Raw genomic sequence first — 20,188 nt, forward strand, 5'->3', positions numbered from 1 at the left:
CCTTCCTCCCTCCAACTAGTCAGGAAGTAGGGAGGGAGAGGTTGATTGAACTCAGGTTTTTAGTTGATGATCACACCATTTCCGATGATGTTTGCACCACAGGCTGCGGTTGGGGTTGGAACATGAACAAAGAGTAAACTACATCTCGGCGGATGTTGACCATCATGTCGAGGAATAGTTCATAACCTTCGCTCTTATATTCAATTAGTGGGTCTTTTTGACCGTAACCACGCAAACCTACAGACTCACGCAAAGCATCCATTTGTTGCAGGTGTTCGCGCCACAAGGTATCAATGCGCTGCAAGATGAAGAAACGTTCGGCTTGGCGCATTAGTCCTGGTTGCACTTGGTCAATTTGCGCTTCTTTCATATCGTAAGCAATTCGCACTTGTTCGTGGAGGAATGCTTTAATTTCGGTGACAGACATATCCTCTAGCTGACTTGCTTGCATATCTGAGAGCAAGTAGACGAATTCTTTGACTTTCTCAACCAGCTTGTCTAATTCCCATTCTTCTGAGGGCAAATCTGGGTTGATGTAGTAGTCAACGATGTCGTCCATCGTTTTTTCAGCGTATTTGATGACTTGTTCTTTTAAGTCTTGCCCTTCTAATACCCGACGACGTTCGGCGTAGATGGCGCGACGTTGGTTGTTCATTACCTCGTCGTATTCAAATACTTGTTTACGGATGTCGTAGTAGTAGGTTTCGACTTTTTTCTGTGCGCCTTCTAAGCTGCGAGTCAGCATTCCTGACTCAATTGGCATGTCTTCTTCGACTTGGAAGGCATTCATTAAACCAGCAACGCGATCGCCACCAAAAATCCGCAACAAGTTATCCTCTAAACTGAGGAAAAATCTGGTGGAACCAGGGTCGCCTTGTCGTCCGGCGCGTCCCCTCAACTGGTTGTCAATGCGGCGTGACTCGTGGCGTTCTGTACCTATTACGTGCAGACCACCGATTTCGACGACGTTATTGTGTTCGCTGTCTGTGAACTGTTCGTACTCGTGCTTAATGCGGTTGTATGCTTCGCGCAACTTCTGAATTACTGGGTCAGAGGTGGGGGCTTTTTCGGCAGCTACCGCCACCTTATCTTCCGCCTCTAGTTCTGGTAAACTGCGATCGCCATATTCTCTGACTGCAACATCCACCGCTTCTTTCAGTAGTTTTTCGGTTTCTTTAGAAAGTTGGGTGGGGAAGATTTCTGGTGAAGCTTTCCAAGTTTTGACTTTTTTACCAGGGGCAAAACCTTGACCACCGCCATGTCCACCGGGTAGACTACCACTCGCCCTTTGCACACCAAACACATCTTCGTCTTCTGGTTGGACGATGCGTGGCATAAAATATTCCCGCAATTTCAACCGCGCCATGTATTCGGAGTTACCACCGAGGATGATGTCTGTACCGCGACCCGCCATGTTGGTTGCAATGGTGACAGCACCTCTGCGTCCTGCTTGAGCGACAATTTCCGCTTCCCGTTCTACGTTTTCGGGGCGGGCGTTGAGTAATTCGTGGGGAATACCAGCTTGTTTGAGGAGTTGGCTGAGATATTCTGATTTTTCGACACTAGTGGTTCCTACGAGTACCGGGCGACCAAGTTCGTGCATTTCGGCACATTCTCTAGCGATCGCTGTCCATTTACCTGCCTCTGTCTTAAACACCAAATCCGACAAATCTTCCCGTTTTCTGATGCGGTTAGTCGGAATGATACTTACTTCTAGTTTGTAAATTTTTTCAAACTCCGCTTCTTCTGTCTTGGCTGTTCCGGTCATCCCGCCTAATTTGGGATACAGCAAGAACAGGTTTTGATAGGTAATTGTGGCTAGAGTTTGAGTTTCCGGCTGAATTTCTACGTGTTCTTTGGCTTCAATGGCTTGGTGTAGACCATCACTCCAGCGCCGTCCCGGTAATACCCGTCCAGTAAATTCGTCTACAATGACGACCTCACCATTTCGAACGATGTAATTGACATCCTTTAAGAACAATTCTTTGGCTTTAATGGCGTTAAATACAAAGTGCGCCCAAGGATCTTCCGGGTCAAATAAATCTGTGACACCTAATAGTTGTTCTGCTTCTGCAAAGCCTTCATCAGTCAACAACACGTTACGAGCTTTTTCATCTACCTCGTAATGGTCATCTTTTCTCAGCGTCAGGGCAATTTCCGCCGCTTGTAAATATTTTTCTGTCGGTCTTTCTACCTGACCAGAAATAATCAATGGTGTGCGGGCTTCATCAATTAAAATTGAGTCTACTTCGTCGATGACACAATAGTTAAACGGACGTTGCACCACATCAGCCATTGAAGTAGCCATGTTGTCGCGCAGGTAGTCAAAGCCGACTTCACTATTGGTAACGTAAGTAATATCACATTCGTAGTTTTTCTGGCGCTCGCTGGGGTTCATGGTCGCCTGAATTAGTCCCACACTCAAGCCGAGGAAGCGATGCACCTGTCCCATCCACTCCGCGTCCCGGCGAGCTAGGTAGTCGTTGACAGTAACGACGTGGACACCCTTACCAGTGAGAGCATTTAAATAACTAGGCAAGGTTGCTACCAGGGTTTTGCCTTCCCCAGTTTTCATTTCCGCAATTTGCCCAGAGTGCAGGATGATACCGCCCAACATCTGGACATCAAAGTGTCGCAACCCTAAGACTCGCCGTCCTGCTTCTCTCACCACGGCAAATGCTTCTGGCAGAATATCATCCAGAGTTTCGCCTTTAGCAAGACGCTGTTTGAATTCTCCGGTTTTACCTTTTAATTCATCATCAGAGAGAGCTTTAATTTCTTCCTCTAAGAGATTAATTTCCGTGATGTAAGGTTGGTATTTTTTCAGTTTACGAGCGTTGGGATCGCCCAACAGGAGTTTTAACATGGCGGTTATGGAACTAAATCAAGGGGGATGGGAAATATAGCTTTGGTATTGATTATAAGAATTTAACCTAACCCAGCTTTTTTAGTAGGAGATGGGTAGGAAATGAAAATTCACTCAAGAACACAAAAACGTAGATGAAATAAATCTACTAAAAGATTTGCTTTTATTTTACGTTTGATATCGAAACTCTATTAATACTATCATTTTGCCCGAAACTGAAGCAGTGAACCCCGATCATGCTGGAGTAGCGATGCCCGATTAACAGAAGGCAGGAGGCAGAAGGCACTCCGGCAAAGCCAGAGAAGTCAAAAGTAAAAAACCAAAAGTCAAAAGTATTCTTGATTTTTGCCTTTTAACTTTTGCCTTTTGACTTACCGCTACGCGGTTGAGGCAGGAGTTATAAGGATGAAATTTTATACTTTCACACTATATTAGGTCTTATGGGTGCTGAGTACTGGCATTAAATATTGTGTCAATGTATGGGCATCTACGCCTAGTTCTGTGCGTTCTTGGGCTGCTAAAATTCCGGCTTGGGAATGCCACCAAGCAGCAGTAGCGACGATATCTTCTATAGGAATTTGTTTTTTTGTTGCTTGTGCTAATAAACCCCCTAGTAAGCCAGTTAACACGTCACCACTACCACCACGGGCTAGGGCTGGGGTACTTTCGGGATTAATCCAGATGTTACCTTGAGAATTGGCAATGGCCGTCCTCGCACCTTTTAACAATACCACTGCGCCACTTTGGGCGGCGGCTTCTCTGACGGCTTTGATTCTGTCGTGTTTGGCATCTGATACGTTGGGAAATAACCTGTGAAATTCACCTGTGTGGGGAGTGAGGACGGTTGTAGCTTGCCGTTTTTGTAAAGTGGGGATGGTGTCTAGCTGTGCCAAAATATTTAAACCATCAGCATCAAGAACCAAGGTGCGATCGCTCTCGATAACTTGCTGCACAATGGGAGTAGCTTCGCGGGTTAAACCAGGGCCACAGGCGATCGCACTAAAAGCACTTAAATCAGTATTCTCTGGTAATGTTAATTCTAAAATTGCCCCTGTCTCGGTTTCTGGGCAACCAATAATCAATGCTTCGGGTAAATGTGACACCAGAAGATATTTTAATGATTCAGGAACCGCTACAGAAAGCATTCCCACACCACTAGCCCGCGCCCCTAAAGCTGTTAAAATTGCTCCGCCAGCATAACGCCGCGAACCACAAATTAATAATAGATGTCCTTCTTTATACTTATGGGTTACTGCTGGACGCGGCAAAGGTAAAGTAGAAAGTGCAGTTTTTCTAGTAATCTGTCTAATTTTGGGTGTATTTCCCAATACAGCTTCTATATCTGCCACGGGAATATCAAAATCAATTAACTCTGCTTTGCCAACATACTCTAAAGCATGATCTTGCAATAAACCCAACTTCCACAAACCCAAGCATAATGTGTAAGTAGCGCGAATTGCCGTTCCTAAAACTTCCCCGGTATCGGTATGCAAACCGGAAGGAATATCAATACTAATAATCGGTTTTTGCCATTCATTGAATTGATTAATTGTAGAAGCGATCGCACCCGTAAGCGGTCTTTCTAACCCAAATCCAAATAACCCATCAATTAAAAAATCACAATTTGGTAATTGTTCAATATTTTCATAACAAGCAATACCTAAACTTTGAGCATATTGTAAATGCTGTGCAGTTAATTCTTTTAACTTAGAAAAAGGCGAATATATCCAAACTTCATACCCACGAAAGTGCAATTCACGGGCTACAACCAAAGCATCCCCACCATTGTGACCAGGGCCAACTAAAATACCTACACGGCATAAATTATCAGACAAAGGAAACAACTGCTGCACGCGCAGGGCAATCAGTCCAGCCACCTTTTCCATCAAAGCAGCTACAGGCATCCCTACAGCAAAAATCTGTGCTTCAATATCCCGCATCTGCACGGAAGTGACTACAACTTGTGCAGTATATTCTTGTCTGTTTTGCGAGTGGTTGATCTGAATAAGAGACGGGTTTGGCATTGTTATAAATTTCCAGATTTAGTTGCTGATAGGAGTTGAGTTAAAAGTTAGTAAAAGAGAATTCATAAATCAGAAGTCAGAAGCCAAAATTATTAATTCATCAAGATTATGCAGAACTAAGTAAAAGGACTGAATTAAACCTAACTTGAAATTGGCGGGTTTCGACTTCGCTCAACCCTCTTTTAGTAAGGCTATCGAGCATTGAGCGAAGTCGAAATGCGTCTTATAAATTTCAAAAAATCTCCAGATTTTTACTCTTTACTTTTAACTCAGAACTCGGCACTCATACCAATTCTCCATGAAGTTGCACCAAATGATGTAGAGACGTTGTATGCAACGTCTCTACCGTACAGAATCAAGTGCATCTTCATCAAAAAACGGTATCAGAAATTACCTAGCGTAATAAACCCTCGCATCACCAAATCCTAAATCCCGGACATATCTATTCCATCTATCTGCATCACCTCGTTCCACAAATGGCCCTACAGCTACATGGGGGCCAAAGGGTTTTTGTCTCTCTTGAACTAAGCTAGAATAGCCGCTTTTGCGGATGATTGTATTAGCAATTGCAGGTAAATCTTGGGTTCTCCCAGGAATTACAACATAATACCGATTACTTCTATTTTGAGAATTGCTGCTACTATTACTACTGCTAAAATTTTGTATTTCCTGCCCGTTAGAAAAGCTGACAATTTTTGCACCACGAACACCATAAGACTGTAATTCTCTCACACGCTCTTGAGCATTAGATTGTCTACTAAAAACTCCTGACTGAATAATCGAACGTCCTTGATATTGACGGATGTAAGCCTCTGGTTCAATTTGCCGGACTCGTTGTAGTGTTTGATAATTATCACTGTCAACATAGACAAAGTAGCGTTCAAAGTTTTGACTATATTGATTGGGCTGACTCGGTTGAATTAATACAGGAATTTGTTGAGACTGATTATCTGTAGATGGGTAGGGAAAAGGAGTAGAATCATATTGCTCAATTTGCCCTGGTTGTATTTGGGGCAAAGTTTGTTGATTATCTGGGGTAACGGAAGTATCTGGCGGTGGCGGTAAAGTTTCAATGACGGTTTGTTGTGACAGCAGAAGATGATGATTGTTGATTTGTGCTTGGGCTGGATAAATCTGGGAAATCATCGCCAAGGAACTTCCCAAAAATAAAGGCATTATCGACAATGTACTAAACTGACCTGATAACTTTATGGACATAGTAGTAACAAAATTTTTCAAACTATATAGTCTAAGCATAAAATCCACAGGCACAGGTGGCAATGGATACATTATAGGAAACAGGTGACAGGTGACAGGGAACAGATTTGATGATTAGTCTTTTTCCTTGTCTATTTGGTATCCAAAATTTGAGTTACTGTGGTTATGAATTGTTTACTCAATAACCCAAGTGCTTGAGTAGCAAGGGTTTGGGATATATATGCTACAATTGAGGAGTCGCGCAGCTGTCTTTAAAAAAGCCGATCGCTCAGTCAGGGTATTTAGATCCGCTAGTCGGATATCTTACAGCCCATCAGAATTAATGAAAACAGTTTTAATCGCTGTCGTCAGCAGCTGCTAGTCTAAAAAAATTAAAGATATGAAAAAAGTTGTCGTTGGTCTTTCCGGTGGCGTTGACAGTTCTGTTGCTGCTGCTATCTTACATAATCAGGGCTATGAAGTAATTGGTTTGACCCTTTGGCTAATGAAAGGCAAAGGGCAATGTTGCTCTGAAGGAATGATCGACGCGGCTGATATTTGCGAACAACTGGGTATTCCCCATCAAGTTGTTGATATTCGGGATGTCTTTCAGAGCAATATTGTTGATTATTTAGTGTCTGGTTATAGTGCGGGAATTACGCCGTTACCTTGTTCGCAGTGCAATAAAACGGTGAAGTTTGGGCCGATGGTGGAATATGCCCGTGAACAATTGGGATGCGATCGCATTGCTACTGGTCATTATGCCCAGATTAATTATGATGATGCAAGTGGGCGTTATCAGTTATTAAGAGCAGTTGACCGCAACAAAGACCAGTCTTACTTTTTGTATGATTTGTCTCAAGATTTACTCGCAGCTTCCGTATTTCCTCTAGGTGAACTAGAAAAAACAGATACGCGCCGGATTGCTGCGGAATATAATTTGAAGACTGCCGATAAGCCAGAAAGTCAAGACTTGTGCTTAGTGGAAAGTAACGGTTCCATGCGGGCGTTTTTAGATAAATATCTTGCGCCCAAAAAAGGCGATATTGTGGATACCACAGGCAAAGTTTTGGGACAACATGATGGTGTCCATCATTACACCATTGGTCAACGCAAAGGTTTGGGCATTGCGGCGGCTGAACCATTATATGTGGTGGAATTAGATGCTGTGAATAATCGTGTTGTGGTAGGCGATCGCACCAAAGTAACTCAGCCAGAATGTACAGTCGGGCGAGTAAATTGGGTTTCCATCGCTGAACCCTCCACACCAATTCAAGCTGAAGTTCAAGTCCGCTATCGTTCTCAGCCTGTACCAGTGACGGTAATTCCTCTGGAAAATTCCCGCGTCCGCTTGGTATTTGATGAACCCCAGTTCAGCATTACCCCAGGACAAGCAGCAGTCTGGTATGACGGGGAAAAGGTGTTAGGCGGCGGAATTATTGAGCAGTTTAGTTAAATGCTTGTGTAGAGGCGTTAAAATTCAACGTCTCTACTCATCGTCAGCATTTAGCTGTTAAGCATGAGTACCTGTGCTTCTACGTGGTTCATAATTGGGATACTTCTGATTGAATTCTTCAATAAGTGTGCATATCTCATTTTTTAGTTGCTTTGATTGGTTACGGTATAACCAAGGCAGCCAGTAGAGAGTTTTATACACACACAATGGCGCAATATCTATCTGAGCTTTGATAATCTCAAGTACTCGCTTGTAGCCTAAATTGGGCAGAACAGCTTTGATATAACATTCCACTGTGCTTGCGTCACCATAGACTAAACCATTTGCGAGAATCACTTCTAAAAAAATAGGTTTGAGTTGCGATCGCTTGGCTAATTTACAACCCTGCCAAGGATTTGCGTTTAATACACGCCAAACAAAGGTAAATTTTTCCTCATCATTAAGTTGTCGCAGCCACTTCAATAACTCATTTTCCTGTTTTGAATCAATGAGTTCATCAGCGTACTTGAGAGGGTCAAACATACTTGATGGGCAATAACTAATTTTGTCAATCTTCTTTTGACTAATTTTACAGAAGTATTTTTACTCTCTGTACCAGCATTTGATAAGTTAGTTAATACATAGTTTGCAACAATATACAGTTATCGCTAAGAGGGGATTACGTTGAGTTACCATCAAGATGCTATTGCGCCACATGGTGGAGAGTTAGTTAATCGCATCGCCACACCAGAACAAAAAGAGGAATTTCTGTCTAAAGCGGAATTTTTACCTCGCGTACAACTAGACGAGCGTGCGGTTTCTGATTTAGAAATGATTGCGATCGGTGCTTTTAGTCCACTCACTGGTTTTATGAATCAGTCAGACTACGATCGCGTCGTCACAGAAATGCGTCTCGCTAACGGTTTGGTCTGGTCTATTCCAATTACTCTTTCGGTAACAGAAGAAGTAGCTGATCCCCTCAAGGAAGGCGATTACATCCGCTTAGATAACCCCCAAGGTGATTTTATTGGGGTTTTACAACTCAGCCAAAAATATCACTACGACAAAATCCGCGAAGCTGTTAATGTTTACCGCACCGATGACGCAAAACATCCAGGAGTAAAAGTAGTTTATAACCAAGGTTCCATCAATCTGGCTGGTGATATCTGGCTACTCCAACGTGATCCTCACCCTTACTTCCCCAACTACCAAATTGACCCCGCAGCATCACGCCAGTTATTCAAAGAAAAAGGCTGGAAAACAATTGTTGGTTTCCAAACCCGCAACCCCATCCACCGCGCCCATGAATATATTCAAAAGTGCGCTTTAGAAACTGTAGATGGTTTATTTTTACATCCATTGGTTGGGGCAACTAAAGAAGATGATATCCAAGCTGATGTGCGGATGCGTTGCTATGAAATTTTGCTAGAGCATTACTACCCCTTAGACCGGGTGATTTTAGCAATTAACCCAGCCGCTATGCGTTACGCTGGCCCCCGTGAGGCTATCTTCCATGCTTTAGTTCGCAAAAACTACGGCTGCACTCACTTCATTGTCGGGCGGGATCATGCTGGCGTTGGCGATTACTATGGTACTTATGATGCTCAATACATCTTTGATGAATTTGAGCCAAGTGAAATCGGAATCGTACCGATGAAGTTTGAACACGCCTTCTACTGCACACGTACCAAGCAAATGGCGACGACTAAAACCAGTCCCAGCAGACCAGAAGAACGTATTCACCTCTCAGGTACAAAAGTGAGAGAAATGCTGCGTCGTGGTGAATTACCCCCACCAGAATTCTCCCGCCCAGAAGTTGCAGCCGAGTTGGCGCGGGCGATGCGGGTTCCCATTCCTGTTCCAGCTTTGACTTAATCAATAAGATGGGTTGTAGAGACGTTGTATACAACGTCTCTACAAGCTTTATGAAGGATATTTGCTTATCGAACAGCTATAAGTTTTAAACTTGTCAAGATGTAAATAGTAAAAACTTTAACTTTACAGTCACGACTTCAGCCCTTTAAGCTGTTAGCTGACAGGCTGAGGACTGATAGCTAACTTTATGCAGCGTCGGACTTTTTTAAAACGGATTGGCTCAATACTAGCGGTGTTGGGTGTCACGGAAGCGGAATTGTTTACTTGGAGTCAGCACTACCAAGCTTTAGCACAACCAACGCCCCGAAAACTAGCTTTATTAGTCGGCATTAATCAATACCGCAAAAGTCCTTCGCTGAGTGGCTGTCTTACCGACGTGGAATTGCAAAAAGAACTGTTGATTCATCGGTTTGGCTTTTTACCTGCCAATATTTTGACGTTAACTGATGAACAAGCGAGTCGGGAATTTATTGAGGCGGCTTGTTTAGATCATCTTGGTAAACAAGTTAAATCTGACGATGTAGTTGTTTTTCACTTTAGCGGCTATGGCACGCGCATCAAAATAAATGAGTCTGATGAAACACTACAAAATGCTTTAGTGCCAACAAACGAGAATTTAGAAATTCAAGATGAAAAGATAGCCACTTATCTTTTAGAAGAGACTCTTTTATTATTGCTGCGATCGCTCCCTACAGAAAAGGTCACAGCAATATTAGATACTAGTTATGATCTGCCTAGTACAATTCAACCCACAAGTTGGCGAATTCGCGCCCGTCAAGATTTAGCCGCCAAGTTAGCCACCGCAGAAATTGAATTTCTCGAACAACTCAAAACTAAAGCTTCATTGACCAATGCGGTGATTTTATCTGCCACGGCTGATCCCAAACAAGTCGCCCAGGAAGGACTATTTTCGGGGTTTAGTGCTGGCTTATTTACTTATGCTTTAACTCAGTACCTCTGGGAAACCACTCCCGCTACCACACTGCAATTTAGTCTTGCTCATGTAGACAGTGCAATGTCTAAATGGGGTAGTAAACAGCATCCGATTTTAGTCAATGGCAAAAAGTCCGTAACCAGCGAAAGCTTACTGTTAGATCAAAATCTTGGTGCTGAGGGAGCAATTCTGGCTATAGAAGAAGATGGAAAAACCGCCCAAATTTGGTTAGGAGGACTCCCACCACAAGTATTAGAGAATTACGGTATCAATTCTCGCTTGACTTCTGCAAATGGAGAACAGCTAATATTGCGATCGCGTACAGGGTTAACTGCCAAAGCTCAAACTTCTGGTTTAGAATTAGCCACTCCTCTGCAAGTTGGGCAACTAATTCAAGAAGCAGTTAGGGTTTTACCACGCAATATTAGTTTAAATATCGGTTTAGATGCTGGGTTAGAAAGAATTGAAAGAGTTGATGCTACTAGCGCCTTTGCCGCAATGGCATCTATGGTTAGTGTCGTTACAGGAGAACAACCACCCGATTATATATTTGGCAAACTTTCGCAAACTCCCAGCCGTTATGGTTTATTTGCTCCAACTGGACAATTAATTGCGAACGGCGCAGGGGAAGTTGGGGAAGCTGTGAAGGTAGCAGTTACAAGGTTATCCACGAAACTGCCACATTTACTAGCAGCCAAATTATGGCGACTCACAGAAAATGAAGGTTCTTCCCACCTACCAATTAAAGGCAGTTTAGAGATAGTGAATGGTATATCACCCAAGGTCATTCTACAAAGAGAAACCCTACGAACTGTTGACACAAAAACATTACCCAAAAAAACACTCAGCACTCATACTATACCGATTGGTAGTCGCATTCAATACCGCGTCCAAAATAAAGGCGATCGCACAGTATATTTAATGCTAATAGGATTGAAAAATCATAGAACTGCAATTGCTTTTTACCCTTGGCAAACTGTTGAAGAACCCAACACTTCCGAAACAAAACCTGTACTCCAACAAGTAATCATCCCGGCTGGCGAAACCATAACTCTACCCAACAATACTGCAACATCTGGATGGCCGATTTCAGGGCCAGCTTACGAATGCGAACACCAATTAATTTTAAGTCTTGCACCCTTTACCACCACCCTCAAAGCTTTAGAAACTGCTAAATATCCCACAGGCGACCAACAACCAATCGGTGCATTAGTCAATCCTTGGGAAATCGCCCAAGCCATCTTACAAGATTTACATAACGCCAGCCTTACCACCGCCGAAACCAACGCCACAGCGAATGATTTTTATACATTAAATGTGAATCATTGGGCTAGTTTTAACTTTAGTTTTCACGTCAATTGAAATCTGAAGTCTGACAGTATAGCAGGGAATAGGTAATAGGTTACAGGTGACAGGGTTAAAAGCTTTATGGTGTCTAAGTCTCATGATTTATCAATGTCCTAACCAACTTGGCTACTGCTATACAATAAATAGTTATGCCAACCCGATAGATCCATTAAAATTGTCAGTTTTTAGCCAAAATTAGGCAACTAAAAGTGGTCAAGTTCATTTACAGACAACATAAGATAACAGGATAATTGAGCCGCAGTATGGATTAGACTTTTGGCGTAATTTTGTATCGAATTTCAGGTACTTCAATTTCTATGTTCAAAGTAAAGTTACACTTTTCAAGGTTTCTCGGATTGTTGCTGATCGTCTGCTTTACCTTCTTCACGGTATATGTAGCGAATTCTCAACAACCTTCTTTAGTTGAATACCAATCAAAAACACCTCCCAAAGTAACCTCCAAGTATAAATTAGCAACTGAGGTACTACAAGAGATCGGAATTGCACAAAGATACGATATGTATTTCGACCACTTGATTGGCACGTTAATAGGTAAGGGCGACGATTTTAAGCTTTATACAAGGTTTAGGAAGATGTTTGTACGAGAAATTGGTTGGAGATACTTCAAAGATGCCTATGCAGCAAGGTTAGAAGCTGATTTTTCGGAAGATGAATTAAAGAAATTGTTAAATTTATCAAAGCAACCTGTGATGAAAAAGTTGTTGCAGTCTGAAGTTAAAGCATACATGGATACGTCTAAACAAAGGTTCAAAATGGGATTTGAATTGTGGGAGAACTATAATAACGGCAAAATCAGTTTACCACCAGACTAGTACCGCTACGCGGAAGTCAAAAGTCAAAAGTCTTATATTCTTGGCTTTCGCGCCTTTTGAAATGGTGTGTTTATTTCCGCCTTGTTGTACTAGATTTCCATCTGCATTCAGAAAGGCTATAACAAATCATTGGAACTGATGTTTCTGTGTTGATTTGGAGTCGTTCAATTGCTGCTCAATTAAGCCGTTGATCAATATACAAAGGTAGGCGAAAATTGATTTCTTCCTTCAATATATATTAATAATTCTGGATTCTGACTTCTGAATTTTTACTCTCAAATTACATGGTTCCAACTGTGGGTAATGTCAGCCTTAACACCTACGTTCAAGGTCAAGGATTTCCAATTTTAGCGATACATGGTCATCCTGGCTCTGGTCGTAGTCTTTCTGTATTTACTAATCACTTATCTCAACGCTTTCAAACTTTCGCTCCAGATTTGCGTGGTTATGGCAAAAGCCGCTATCAAGGTAATTTTGCCATGACAGACCATTTAACCGACCTAGAAGCCCTTTTAGACCGCTTTGCCATTGAAAAATGCTTGATATTGGGTTGGTCACTAGGTGGAATTTTGGCGATGGAATTAGCTTTCAGGATGCCAGAGCGTGTCACGGGGCTAATTTTGATAGCCACAGCCGCTAGACCTTATGGTAGTCATCCGCCGATTACTTGGCAGGATAACTTATATACAGGCATTGCAGCTTTGTTAAATTTAATTAAGCCTAGTTGGCAATGGAATATTGATACATTTGGTAAGCGATCGCTGTTTCGTTACCTGATTCAACAGCATAATGCCACTGCCTATAAATACATTGCCCAAGCAGCAGTACCAGCTTATTTACAAACCTCACCTGCGGCGACTCGTGCTTTATCCACTGCTTTACGCTCTCGATACAATCGTCTAGCAGAACTAGAGCAGGTTAATTGCCCTAGCCTAGTACTAGCAGGCGCTCAAGACCGCCACATCACAGCCGAATCTAGTTTAGAAACCGCTAGACATCTCAAAAATAGTCAGTGGCAATGTTACCCCAACACCGCACATCTTTTCCCTTGGGAAATTCCGCATCAAGTACTGGGCGACATCGACCACTGGTTAGAAGCGCACCAAGAAAATTTTAGATTTTAGATTTGCGATTTTGGATTGCAAGTTAATCTAACATCCAAAATCCCAAATTGATTGCCTAAATTACATCTGACCGCTAAAGGCAGGCGTTACTTTGCGGTCAATCCGTTCCCCCAGGTCATCAGCAATTGTCAAATTATCTGGCTTACAGCGTTTGACATTCACTTGTATTCCTTGCGCTCCTTCCAGTTCTAAATCTTCTACATAGCCTTTTAAGGCTAATTTTGCATCAGCAGAAGTGAGAAATGGCCCAAAGTAGTAAGTGCAACGGGGGTTTTGTGTCACTATTTCTACCCACCACGCTAATCCGAGGCTATTAAATGTGTTGATTAAAGCTTCTTTCATGTCGTACCCGATGGTTTTCATGGTAGTTGCTGATTGATCAATCTGGTAGTAGTTGTTAGATACTACGTTGTGATTGTGGTTGCTTTACATTTCTTTATACTCTTTTGCTCTTTTTTTTCAAAGAGGTTTTGGTAACTTATTTAGATACAAAGTGTTTAAAGAACGTTGGCGATAAACCTCGTAAAGCGCCATCCCAGCCGCAACAGAGGCATTTAGACTAGGGGTTTTTCCTTGTAAGGGAATTGACACCAAAACATCACATGCTCGTTGAGTTAACATGCTTAAGCCTTCACCTTCAGAGCCGATGACTAAAACTATAGGCCCGTTAAAACGTACTGTATGTATGGGTTCGCTCCCGGTAGCGGCGGTACCATAAATCCAAAAGCCAGCTTCTTTGAGTTCTTCTAAAGCGCGGCTGAGGTTAATTACTCTGGATACTGCAAAGTTTTCTAAAGCGCCTGCTGCAACTTTGACGACTGTTGAGGTGATCCCTACGGCTCTTCTTTGGGGGATAACCAAACCTTGAGCGCCAATTGCTTCCGCAGTGCGGATAATTGCTCCCAAGTTATGTGGATCGGTGATCCCCTCCGCGACAACAATCACGGGATCATTGACAGCAGATTTAGCTTGAGCAACTAAGTCTGGTAATTCTAGGTAGGAATAGGGGGCGATTTGGGCTGCTATTCCTTGGTGATTAGCACCTTCGGTAATTTGGTCGAGACGCTTGGGTTCTACTTCATCGATAACTGTGCCATTTTCTTTTGCTTGTAGTAGCAAATTGTGAAATCGGGGATCGTAGCGTAACCGCGCTGTTACCCATACACGATTGAGTTCCCGTTGACTTTCTAAAGCACTCAAAACTGGATGACGACCGTAGATTAAATCATTTTCGTTGTCTTCGGTTTTCTTGAGAATGGGAGATTGATAAGAAAACTGACGATTTGCCGAGGAATTGCTTGGTGTGGCGTGGTTATCACGCTCTCCTGGTTTGGCTTTCCGAATTGGACTACCACTAAAACGCTTGCCTTTAATTTTCACAGTCCGCCCACGATTGGGTTCACCAGATGTCTGGAGCTTTTTGGGTTTGCTAGTCATAATGAGTTTCAATGTATGAGCTTATAAGTAGGCATCCTGAATACTTAAAGGTGCTGAACCGAACACACCAATTTTTGAATGCTCAGGTGAAATGTCTCACTCTTGTTCGAGATGAAGTTTTTGCAACAATTCGGTTAAGCGTGGGATATCGGTAAGATACAAGTAACCAATCAAAGTTTCTAGGCTAGTTGCTTGTTGATAAATTTCGGGAGCAAGGCGTTTAGGCCGTCCGGTCGAGGCGTTACGTCCCCTGCGGACAATTTCTAGTTCGGCTTCCCTCAGATGAGGAATCAGCAATCGCAAATGTAGGGCTTGTGTTTCTGCTCTCACCTGAGCCACTACCAAACGGTGATAAGTTTCTAGCCGTTGTAATGGCAATAGATAGAACATTCTAGCATAAAGCTCATAGATTGCATCTCCTACATAAGCAAGGGCAGCCGGAGAAATTTGCTGCACTTGGCTTGGGGAAATTGTTTGGTGTAGTTGTACATTGCTGGCTAGACAGGCTTGCACCCAAGATAAATCAGATGTAGGAGGTTCATCTTGTCTATCTATTAGTTCTTCCTCCTGGGAATCCACAAATTCATCATTCCTTAACAGAATACTTTTAGACGATTAATTTTTCTTGAATATATTTAAAATATCTTACGTAGCACAATCTATACTATCAGGATTACCCAATTAATTCTATCTTTTTAGGGGAGATTTTTTACTGGAGTTGGAATTTCTTAAGAAGAGGAATGGTTGAGGCTGGGTGTAAGGGTGTAAGGGTTTTGAACAAATACAACCGACCTACACCCTTTTTGCGATAAAAGGATTTGTGAAATATGTTAGTTTTGCAGACTTCAGTCAAAATGGCTGGCTTTGATACCTCTCTCACGAGGAGAGAGGTTAGCATCCAGTTTTGATAAAAATTAAGCTATCCAGATAAACTATCGGATAGCTGAATTCCACCCCCAGTCAAACTATCAAGACCCTTTGATATTTTCGAGAGCCGCGTCCACTGTGGTTTGCAGAGAGAGAAACTTCTCTAAGCGAACAAGTTTGACTGTTTGGGTGACACGGGCATTTGTAACAATTTGCAAGGTGCCTTCAGCGTTTTGAGCCTGCTTGGCCAGCTGTACCAAGGCTCCCAAGCCAGAGCTATCAACAAAGTCAATTTGAGAGAGATCCAGAATAATGTGCTTTGGCCCCTCGTCAATTTTGCCGCCTAGTACCTTGCGAAATGTCGGTTCAGAAAAGGCATCTAACAAACCTGTGAGGCGGAATAGCTGACAGTTATCCCGGATTTCACGAGTGCCTCTCAGGCTTACGGTTAGATTAAGTGGCTCAGCAATAATTCCCTCCTCATAATTAAAGTGAACGCTCAAGTATAGATGGTTTTTATGCACGTTGTCTACAATCTGCTGAGATAGCAGAGTTTAGCCAAAGTAAAAGGTAAAAAGTAAAAATTTTTTGACTTTTGCCTTTTAACTTTTAATTTTTACAGATCCCATCTAGCACTTTTTATATTTTTACTTAACCTCGCCATTAAACTGTGCGTAGTGATCGCATTGCTTGGACAAATTGCTCAAATAGATAATCAGCATCATGGGGGCCGGGGCTGGCTTCGGGGTGATACTGTACCGAGAAAATGGGCAAAGATTTATGGCGGACACCAGCAACAGTGCGATCGTTTAAGTTGAGGTGGCTAATCTCAACCAATGTTTGAGGTAAACTATCTGGGTTAATGGCAAAACTGTGATTTTGGCTGGTAATTTCGATCCGCCGTTGTAAACCCGCAGGCTGATTTAACCCCCGATGGCCAAATTTGAGTTTAAAGGTTTCTGCGCCCAAGGCGTGACCTAAAATTTGGTGTCCCATACAAATACCAAACATGGGTTTTTGGCTTTCTAAGAGGGCTTTGACGGTTTCAATCCCTTCTGTAACCGCAGAGGGATCACCAGGGCCATTGGAAAGAAAAATACCATCTGGGTTGTAGCTGAGAATTTCTTCGGCGGGTGTATTGACTGGGACAACAATCACGCGACAACCATAACTAGCCAACCGCCGCAAGATATTGCGCTTCACTCCAAAATCAATGGCGACGACTGTAAAGGTTTCTTGACCATTTGCCGTAGTTTCGGGATTAAATTCCCATTCGGGAATAGTGGGTTCTGACCATTCATAAACTTGGGGTGTGCTGACTTCCTTGACGAGATTCAAGCCAGCCATATTGGGAAATGCTTGGACTTGTTCTAGCAGTTCGGCTTCATCCAAAATTTCTGTAGAAATTCCACCATTCATTGCGCCGAACATCCGAATTTTGCGGGTGAGAGCGCGGGTATCGATGCCGTAGATACCGGGAATTTGATTTTGTTTGAGGTAGTCGGGTAGGGATTGGGTCGATCGCCAGTTACTCGGTTGATGACAAATATTGCGAGCGATCGCACCTCGCACTTGCGGCCGCAATGATTCTTCATCTTCAGGATTAACACCTGTGTTCCCTAATTCAGGATAGGTAAAAATGACAATTTGACCGCAGTAACTAGGGTCAGTCAAAACTTCTTGATAGCCAGTCATACCAGTGTTAAACACCACTTCCCCGATTGTGGTTCCCGTCGCACCGAAAGACCAACCACGGTAAGCAGTGCCATCTGCCAAGACAAGTAGAGCGGGTATTGCGTCAGACAGGGACATAAGCGATAGATTAGGGATGGGGTAAGTATGAAGTCTGAAGTATTAAGTCTGAAGTATTAAGTCTGAAATCTGAGATTTTTACTTCGGCACTGTGTCTTCATCCTAAAAAAGTGTAAATCATCAAATGCAAAGTCTGACACTTCATACTTCATAATTCATACTTCATAATTCTGAATGATTTTCCTAGGGTGATTCGGTGGCAGGATTAGTTTTGCAGTTGTTTGGCTAGGTAAAATAGATATCAATTATGCTTCAGTCTTTTTTATCTCGTACAGCCCCGATTTTTCTCGCAAGTGCTTTAGCTGTTTTGGGTGTTGCCTGTAGTGAAGACAAACAGACTACTGAGACTGTTAGTAATCAACAATCTGTGATCACTGACAATTCATCAGTAACACCAAATGTTGAATCAGCAGCCCCAGTTACTAGCCCAGAACCTGAAACACTGCCGCCGTCGGGTCTTGAACCCGATTCTTTTCAGTTGGGATTAGACAAAGCCGCAGGAGCCGTGAGTATTAGTCAATCGGCTCAATCGGTTGAGGATTGGAATTTGGTGGCCAATCAGTTTCAAGAGGCGATCGCCCTCATGGAAAAGGTCAGCCGTCAAAGTCCTGATTATGTGTCGGCACAAGGCAAAATTGTCGAATATCAGCGTAAGGTAACGTATGCGCGGCAAAAGGCGAATCCCAATTTGCCGAGGCCATCAGCTGACAATCAAAACATCGTAGTGGCAGTTCCTCAGCCAAAAACTGTGGCTAAATTTATGCCACAACCGACTGTCCAAACCAGACAACAGCCAGAACAGCGCGTTTTTTCCTCCACAGAACTTCTGCCACGGGAAAAAAATGTGTTTGTTGCGCCGATTAAACGCCGCGTGGGTGGTACGCCGATTGTGGAAGTCACTTTTAATGGTCAGCAGAAATTCGACATGATTGTAGATACAGGGGCCAGTGGCACTGTAATTACTCAACAGATGGCGAATGCGTTAGGTATTATACCTGTAGGCAAAGCCAAGGCGAATACTGCTAGTTCTAGAGCCGTAGAATTTCCGGTGGGTTATGTTGATTCAATGGCAGTTAGCGGGGTAAGGGTGAATCGAGTGCCAGTAGCGATCGCTGGGACAGATTTAGAAACGGGCTTATTGGGACATGACTTTTTTGGTAATTACGATGTCACCATTAAGCGCAATGTTGTTGAATTCCGTCCCCAATCGCATTCTGAAGCTAATTCGATAGAAATTGAACTAGATCCTCCAACTTCTGCCACGGACTCCCGCTCTGTAGAATTTCCCTAGCCCCACTCACGCCTTGAGCATGATCTAACAACGGAATCGCACCTGCAACTTGTAGTGCCAAGGAAGCATTTAAGGCTACAGCATCTTGTTGTGCTGTGGTTCCTTTGCCTTGCAGCACAGCTTTGAGAATTTCGGCATTTTCCTGGACATCGCCACCCTTGAGTGCATTGATAGACACAGGTGTTACACCCACCTCTTGAGGATTGAGAGTAGTTAACTGCACTTTGCCATCAGATAACACTGCTAAATCAGTTAAATCCCCCAGGCTGGCTTCATCAATTCTTTCTCGCCCGTGTAAAACGATCGCTTTTTGTTTGCCCAGATTATGTAACGCTTGAGCAACAGTTTCTAAAAGTTTGGGTGTAAATAACCCCACCACTTGCCCAGTCGGACGCAAGGGATTAACTAACGGCCCCAGTAAGTTGAAAACAGTGCGAATCCTCAGATTGCGGCGTAATTGAGCCACCGCTTTTAAGGCTGGATGCCAACCGGGGGCAAATAAAAAGGTGATCCCGACTTCTTGTAAGGCGGCTTGGACTTTTTCGCTAGGTGCGCTTAAGTTGACACCCAATGCTTCTAAAACATCCGCGCTACCCGTCAGACTAGAGGCGGAACGATTGCCATGTTTCGCTACAGGTACACCATAAGCCGCGACAACAAAAGCCACCGCCGTGGAAATGTTGAAAGTTGATGAACCATCACCGCCAGTTCCGCAAGTGTCAATGATAGTGCTGAGTGCTGAGTGCTGTACACTGAGCGTTCGCGCAGCGTCTCCGACAGGAGAAGTCGAAGTGTGAGTGCTGAGTGGTCTACTCTGAGATTGTAAGACTTCAGCCATACCTGTTAATTCTTCGGCGGAAACGCCTTTAAAATTGAGGGCGGTTAAAATTGCGCCTGATAACTCTGGGGGAACTGCTTCACTCAGCCACCCTTGCATCAATTCCGCAGCTTGGGGGCGTGTCAAGGATTGACCGTCTATTAATTGCTGTAGCAGAATATACCAGCTTGTAGAAATTTCTGAGGAATTTGTCATAGCTAGGGTTGTAAGTGATGAAAATGCGCCAAGGCTTTCTAAAAAAACGTCTGAGAAGTATTAATTGCTTGATCCCCCCTAGCCCACCTTCAAAAGGTGCGAAATGGAGTCAA

16 protein-coding genes are annotated in these 20,188 nt (G+C 43.2%); 6 read left to right on the plus strand and 10 right to left on the minus strand.

Features of this window, described 5'->3' with window-relative positions:
- Window positions 1–70: 70 nt before the first annotated feature.
- The 3 genes from secA to H6G75_RS10045 all read right to left on the minus strand — a co-directional run bounded on the left by secA (window position 71) and on the right by H6G75_RS10045 (window position 6,108).
- Window positions 71–2,866, minus strand: a complete 2,796-nt coding sequence (secA, locus tag H6G75_RS10035; protein WP_190979790.1) for a preprotein translocase subunit SecA — start codon at window positions 2,864–2,866, stop codon at window positions 71–73.
- A gap of 431 nt (window positions 2,867–3,297) precedes the next feature.
- Window positions 3,298–4,890 carry an NAD(P)H-hydrate dehydratase gene (locus tag H6G75_RS10040; protein ID WP_190979791.1) on the minus strand — a complete coding sequence of 531 codons (1,593 nt, stop codon included), beginning with the start codon at window positions 4,888–4,890 and terminating at the stop codon, window positions 3,298–3,300.
- A gap of 390 nt (window positions 4,891–5,280) precedes the next feature.
- Window positions 5,281–6,108 carry a hypothetical protein gene (locus H6G75_RS10045; protein ID WP_190979792.1) on the minus strand — a complete coding sequence of 276 codons (828 nt, stop codon included), beginning with the start codon at window positions 6,106–6,108 and terminating at the stop codon, window positions 5,281–5,283.
- 379 nt (window positions 6,109–6,487) lie between these two features.
- Here H6G75_RS10045 and mnmA point away from each other — a divergent pair, with 379 nt between their 5' ends.
- On the plus strand, window positions 6,488–7,543 hold the full coding sequence (mnmA, locus tag H6G75_RS10050) for a tRNA 2-thiouridine(34) synthase MnmA (protein ID WP_190979793.1): 1,056 nt from the start codon (window positions 6,488–6,490) through the stop codon (window positions 7,541–7,543).
- Window positions 7,544–7,600: 57 nt separating this feature from the next.
- Here the strand turns inward: mnmA and H6G75_RS10055 are convergent, their stop codons facing one another.
- Entirely contained in the window at window positions 7,601–8,065 is a 465-nt protein-coding gene (locus tag H6G75_RS10055) for a hypothetical protein (protein ID WP_190979794.1), read from the minus strand.
- A 141-nt stretch (window positions 8,066–8,206) separates the two neighbouring features.
- On the opposite strand from H6G75_RS10055, the gene sat reads away from it, so the two are divergent.
- From sat to H6G75_RS10075, 4 genes are all read left to right on the plus strand, one after another.
- Window positions 8,207–9,397, plus strand: coding sequence for a sulfate adenylyltransferase (gene sat / locus H6G75_RS10060; RefSeq protein WP_190979795.1), 1,191 nt, complete (start codon window positions 8,207–8,209; stop codon window positions 9,395–9,397).
- A gap of 187 nt (window positions 9,398–9,584) precedes the next feature.
- The gene (locus tag H6G75_RS10065; RefSeq protein ID WP_190979796.1) at window positions 9,585–11,693 is read left to right on the plus strand and encodes a caspase family protein; all 2,109 of its coding nucleotides are present in this window, start codon (window positions 9,585–9,587) and stop codon (window positions 11,691–11,693) included.
- A 578-nt stretch (window positions 11,694–12,271) separates the two neighbouring features.
- The gene (locus H6G75_RS32945; RefSeq protein ID WP_242051497.1) at window positions 12,272–12,511 is read left to right on the plus strand and encodes a DUF2059 domain-containing protein; all 240 of its coding nucleotides are present in this window, start codon (window positions 12,272–12,274) and stop codon (window positions 12,509–12,511) included.
- Window positions 12,512–12,795: 284 nt separating this feature from the next.
- On the plus strand, window positions 12,796–13,635 hold the full coding sequence (locus H6G75_RS10075) for an alpha/beta fold hydrolase (RefSeq protein WP_190979798.1): 840 nt from the start codon (window positions 12,796–12,798) through the stop codon (window positions 13,633–13,635).
- 60 nt (window positions 13,636–13,695) lie between these two features.
- Here the strand turns inward: H6G75_RS10075 and H6G75_RS10080 are convergent, their stop codons facing one another.
- The 5 genes from H6G75_RS10080 to carA form a co-directional block, all read right to left on the minus strand.
- The gene (locus H6G75_RS10080; protein ID WP_190979799.1) at window positions 13,696–13,998 is read right to left on the minus strand and encodes a DUF1816 domain-containing protein; all 303 of its coding nucleotides are present in this window, start codon (window positions 13,996–13,998) and stop codon (window positions 13,696–13,698) included.
- Between the two features lie 96 nt (window positions 13,999–14,094).
- Complete coding sequence (gene rlmB, locus H6G75_RS10085; RefSeq protein ID WP_190979800.1) at window positions 14,095–15,072, minus strand: 23S rRNA (guanosine(2251)-2'-O)-methyltransferase RlmB; 978 nt, start codon at window positions 15,070–15,072, stop codon at window positions 14,095–14,097.
- Between the two features lie 96 nt (window positions 15,073–15,168).
- Window positions 15,169–15,651: a ribonuclease III domain-containing protein gene (locus tag H6G75_RS10090; protein ID WP_190979801.1), complete on the minus strand. Its 483-nt coding sequence runs from the start codon at window positions 15,649–15,651 to the stop codon at window positions 15,169–15,171.
- 389 nt (window positions 15,652–16,040) lie between these two features.
- Window positions 16,041–16,442 carry an STAS domain-containing protein gene (locus H6G75_RS10095; RefSeq protein ID WP_062292916.1) on the minus strand — a complete coding sequence of 134 codons (402 nt, stop codon included), beginning with the start codon at window positions 16,440–16,442 and terminating at the stop codon, window positions 16,041–16,043.
- Window positions 16,443–16,602: 160 nt separating this feature from the next.
- A complete protein-coding gene (carA, locus tag H6G75_RS10100) occupies window positions 16,603–17,751 on the minus strand; it encodes a glutamine-hydrolyzing carbamoyl-phosphate synthase small subunit (RefSeq protein WP_190979802.1) in 1,149 nt (382 codons plus the stop codon).
- 247 nt (window positions 17,752–17,998) lie between these two features.
- Here carA and H6G75_RS10105 point away from each other — a divergent pair, with 247 nt between their 5' ends.
- On the plus strand, window positions 17,999–19,042 hold the full coding sequence (locus tag H6G75_RS10105; RefSeq protein ID WP_190979803.1) for a TIGR02281 family clan AA aspartic protease: 1,044 nt from the start codon (window positions 17,999–18,001) through the stop codon (window positions 19,040–19,042).
- Here H6G75_RS10105 and trpD read toward each other — a convergent pair.
- Entirely contained in the window at window positions 18,972–20,075 is a 1,104-nt protein-coding gene (trpD, locus tag H6G75_RS10110; RefSeq protein WP_190979804.1) for an anthranilate phosphoribosyltransferase, read from the minus strand. The two genes, H6G75_RS10105 and trpD, sit on opposite strands and share 71 nt — an antisense overlap.
- Between the last annotated feature and the right edge of the window lie 113 nt (window positions 20,076–20,188).

It is taken from the genome of Nostoc sp. FACHB-280, from assembly GCF_014697615.1.
Lineage (GTDB): Bacteria > Cyanobacteriota > Cyanobacteriia > Cyanobacteriales > Nostocaceae > Nostoc_B.

Bases quoted from the DNA above. Each gene is read 5' to 3' on its own strand.
- mnmA (WP_190979793.1), top strand. From the start codon at position 6,488: ATGAAAAAAGTTGTCGTTGGTCTTTCCGGTGGCGTTGACAGTTCTGTT.
- H6G75_RS10075 (WP_190979798.1), top strand. From the start codon at position 12,796: ATGGTTCCAACTGTGGGTAATGTCAGCCTTAACACCTACGTTCAAGGT.
- H6G75_RS10105 (WP_190979803.1), top strand. From the start codon at position 17,999: ATGCTTCAGTCTTTTTTATCTCGTACAGCCCCGATTTTTCTCGCAAGT.
- H6G75_RS10040 (WP_190979791.1), bottom strand. From the start codon at position 4,890: ATGCCAAACCCGTCTCTTATTCAGATCAACCACTCGCAAAACAGACAA.
- H6G75_RS32945 (WP_242051497.1), top strand. From the start codon at position 12,272: ATGTTTGTACGAGAAATTGGTTGGAGATACTTCAAAGATGCCTATGCA.
- secA (WP_190979790.1), bottom strand. From the start codon at position 2,866: ATGTTAAAACTCCTGTTGGGCGATCCCAACGCTCGTAAACTGAAAAAA.
- H6G75_RS10055 (WP_190979794.1), bottom strand. From the start codon at position 8,065: ATGTTTGACCCTCTCAAGTACGCTGATGAACTCATTGATTCAAAACAG.
- H6G75_RS10045 (WP_190979792.1), bottom strand. From the start codon at position 6,108: ATGTCCATAAAGTTATCAGGTCAGTTTAGTACATTGTCGATAATGCCT.
- rlmB (WP_190979800.1), bottom strand. From the start codon at position 15,072: ATGACTAGCAAACCCAAAAAGCTCCAGACATCTGGTGAACCCAATCGT.
- trpD (WP_190979804.1), bottom strand. From the start codon at position 20,075: ATGACAAATTCCTCAGAAATTTCTACAAGCTGGTATATTCTGCTACAG.
- H6G75_RS10065 (WP_190979796.1), top strand. From the start codon at position 9,585: ATGCAGCGTCGGACTTTTTTAAAACGGATTGGCTCAATACTAGCGGTG.
- H6G75_RS10080 (WP_190979799.1), bottom strand. From the start codon at position 13,998: ATGAAAACCATCGGGTACGACATGAAAGAAGCTTTAATCAACACATTT.
- carA (WP_190979802.1), bottom strand. From the start codon at position 17,751: ATGTCCCTGTCTGACGCAATACCCGCTCTACTTGTCTTGGCAGATGGC.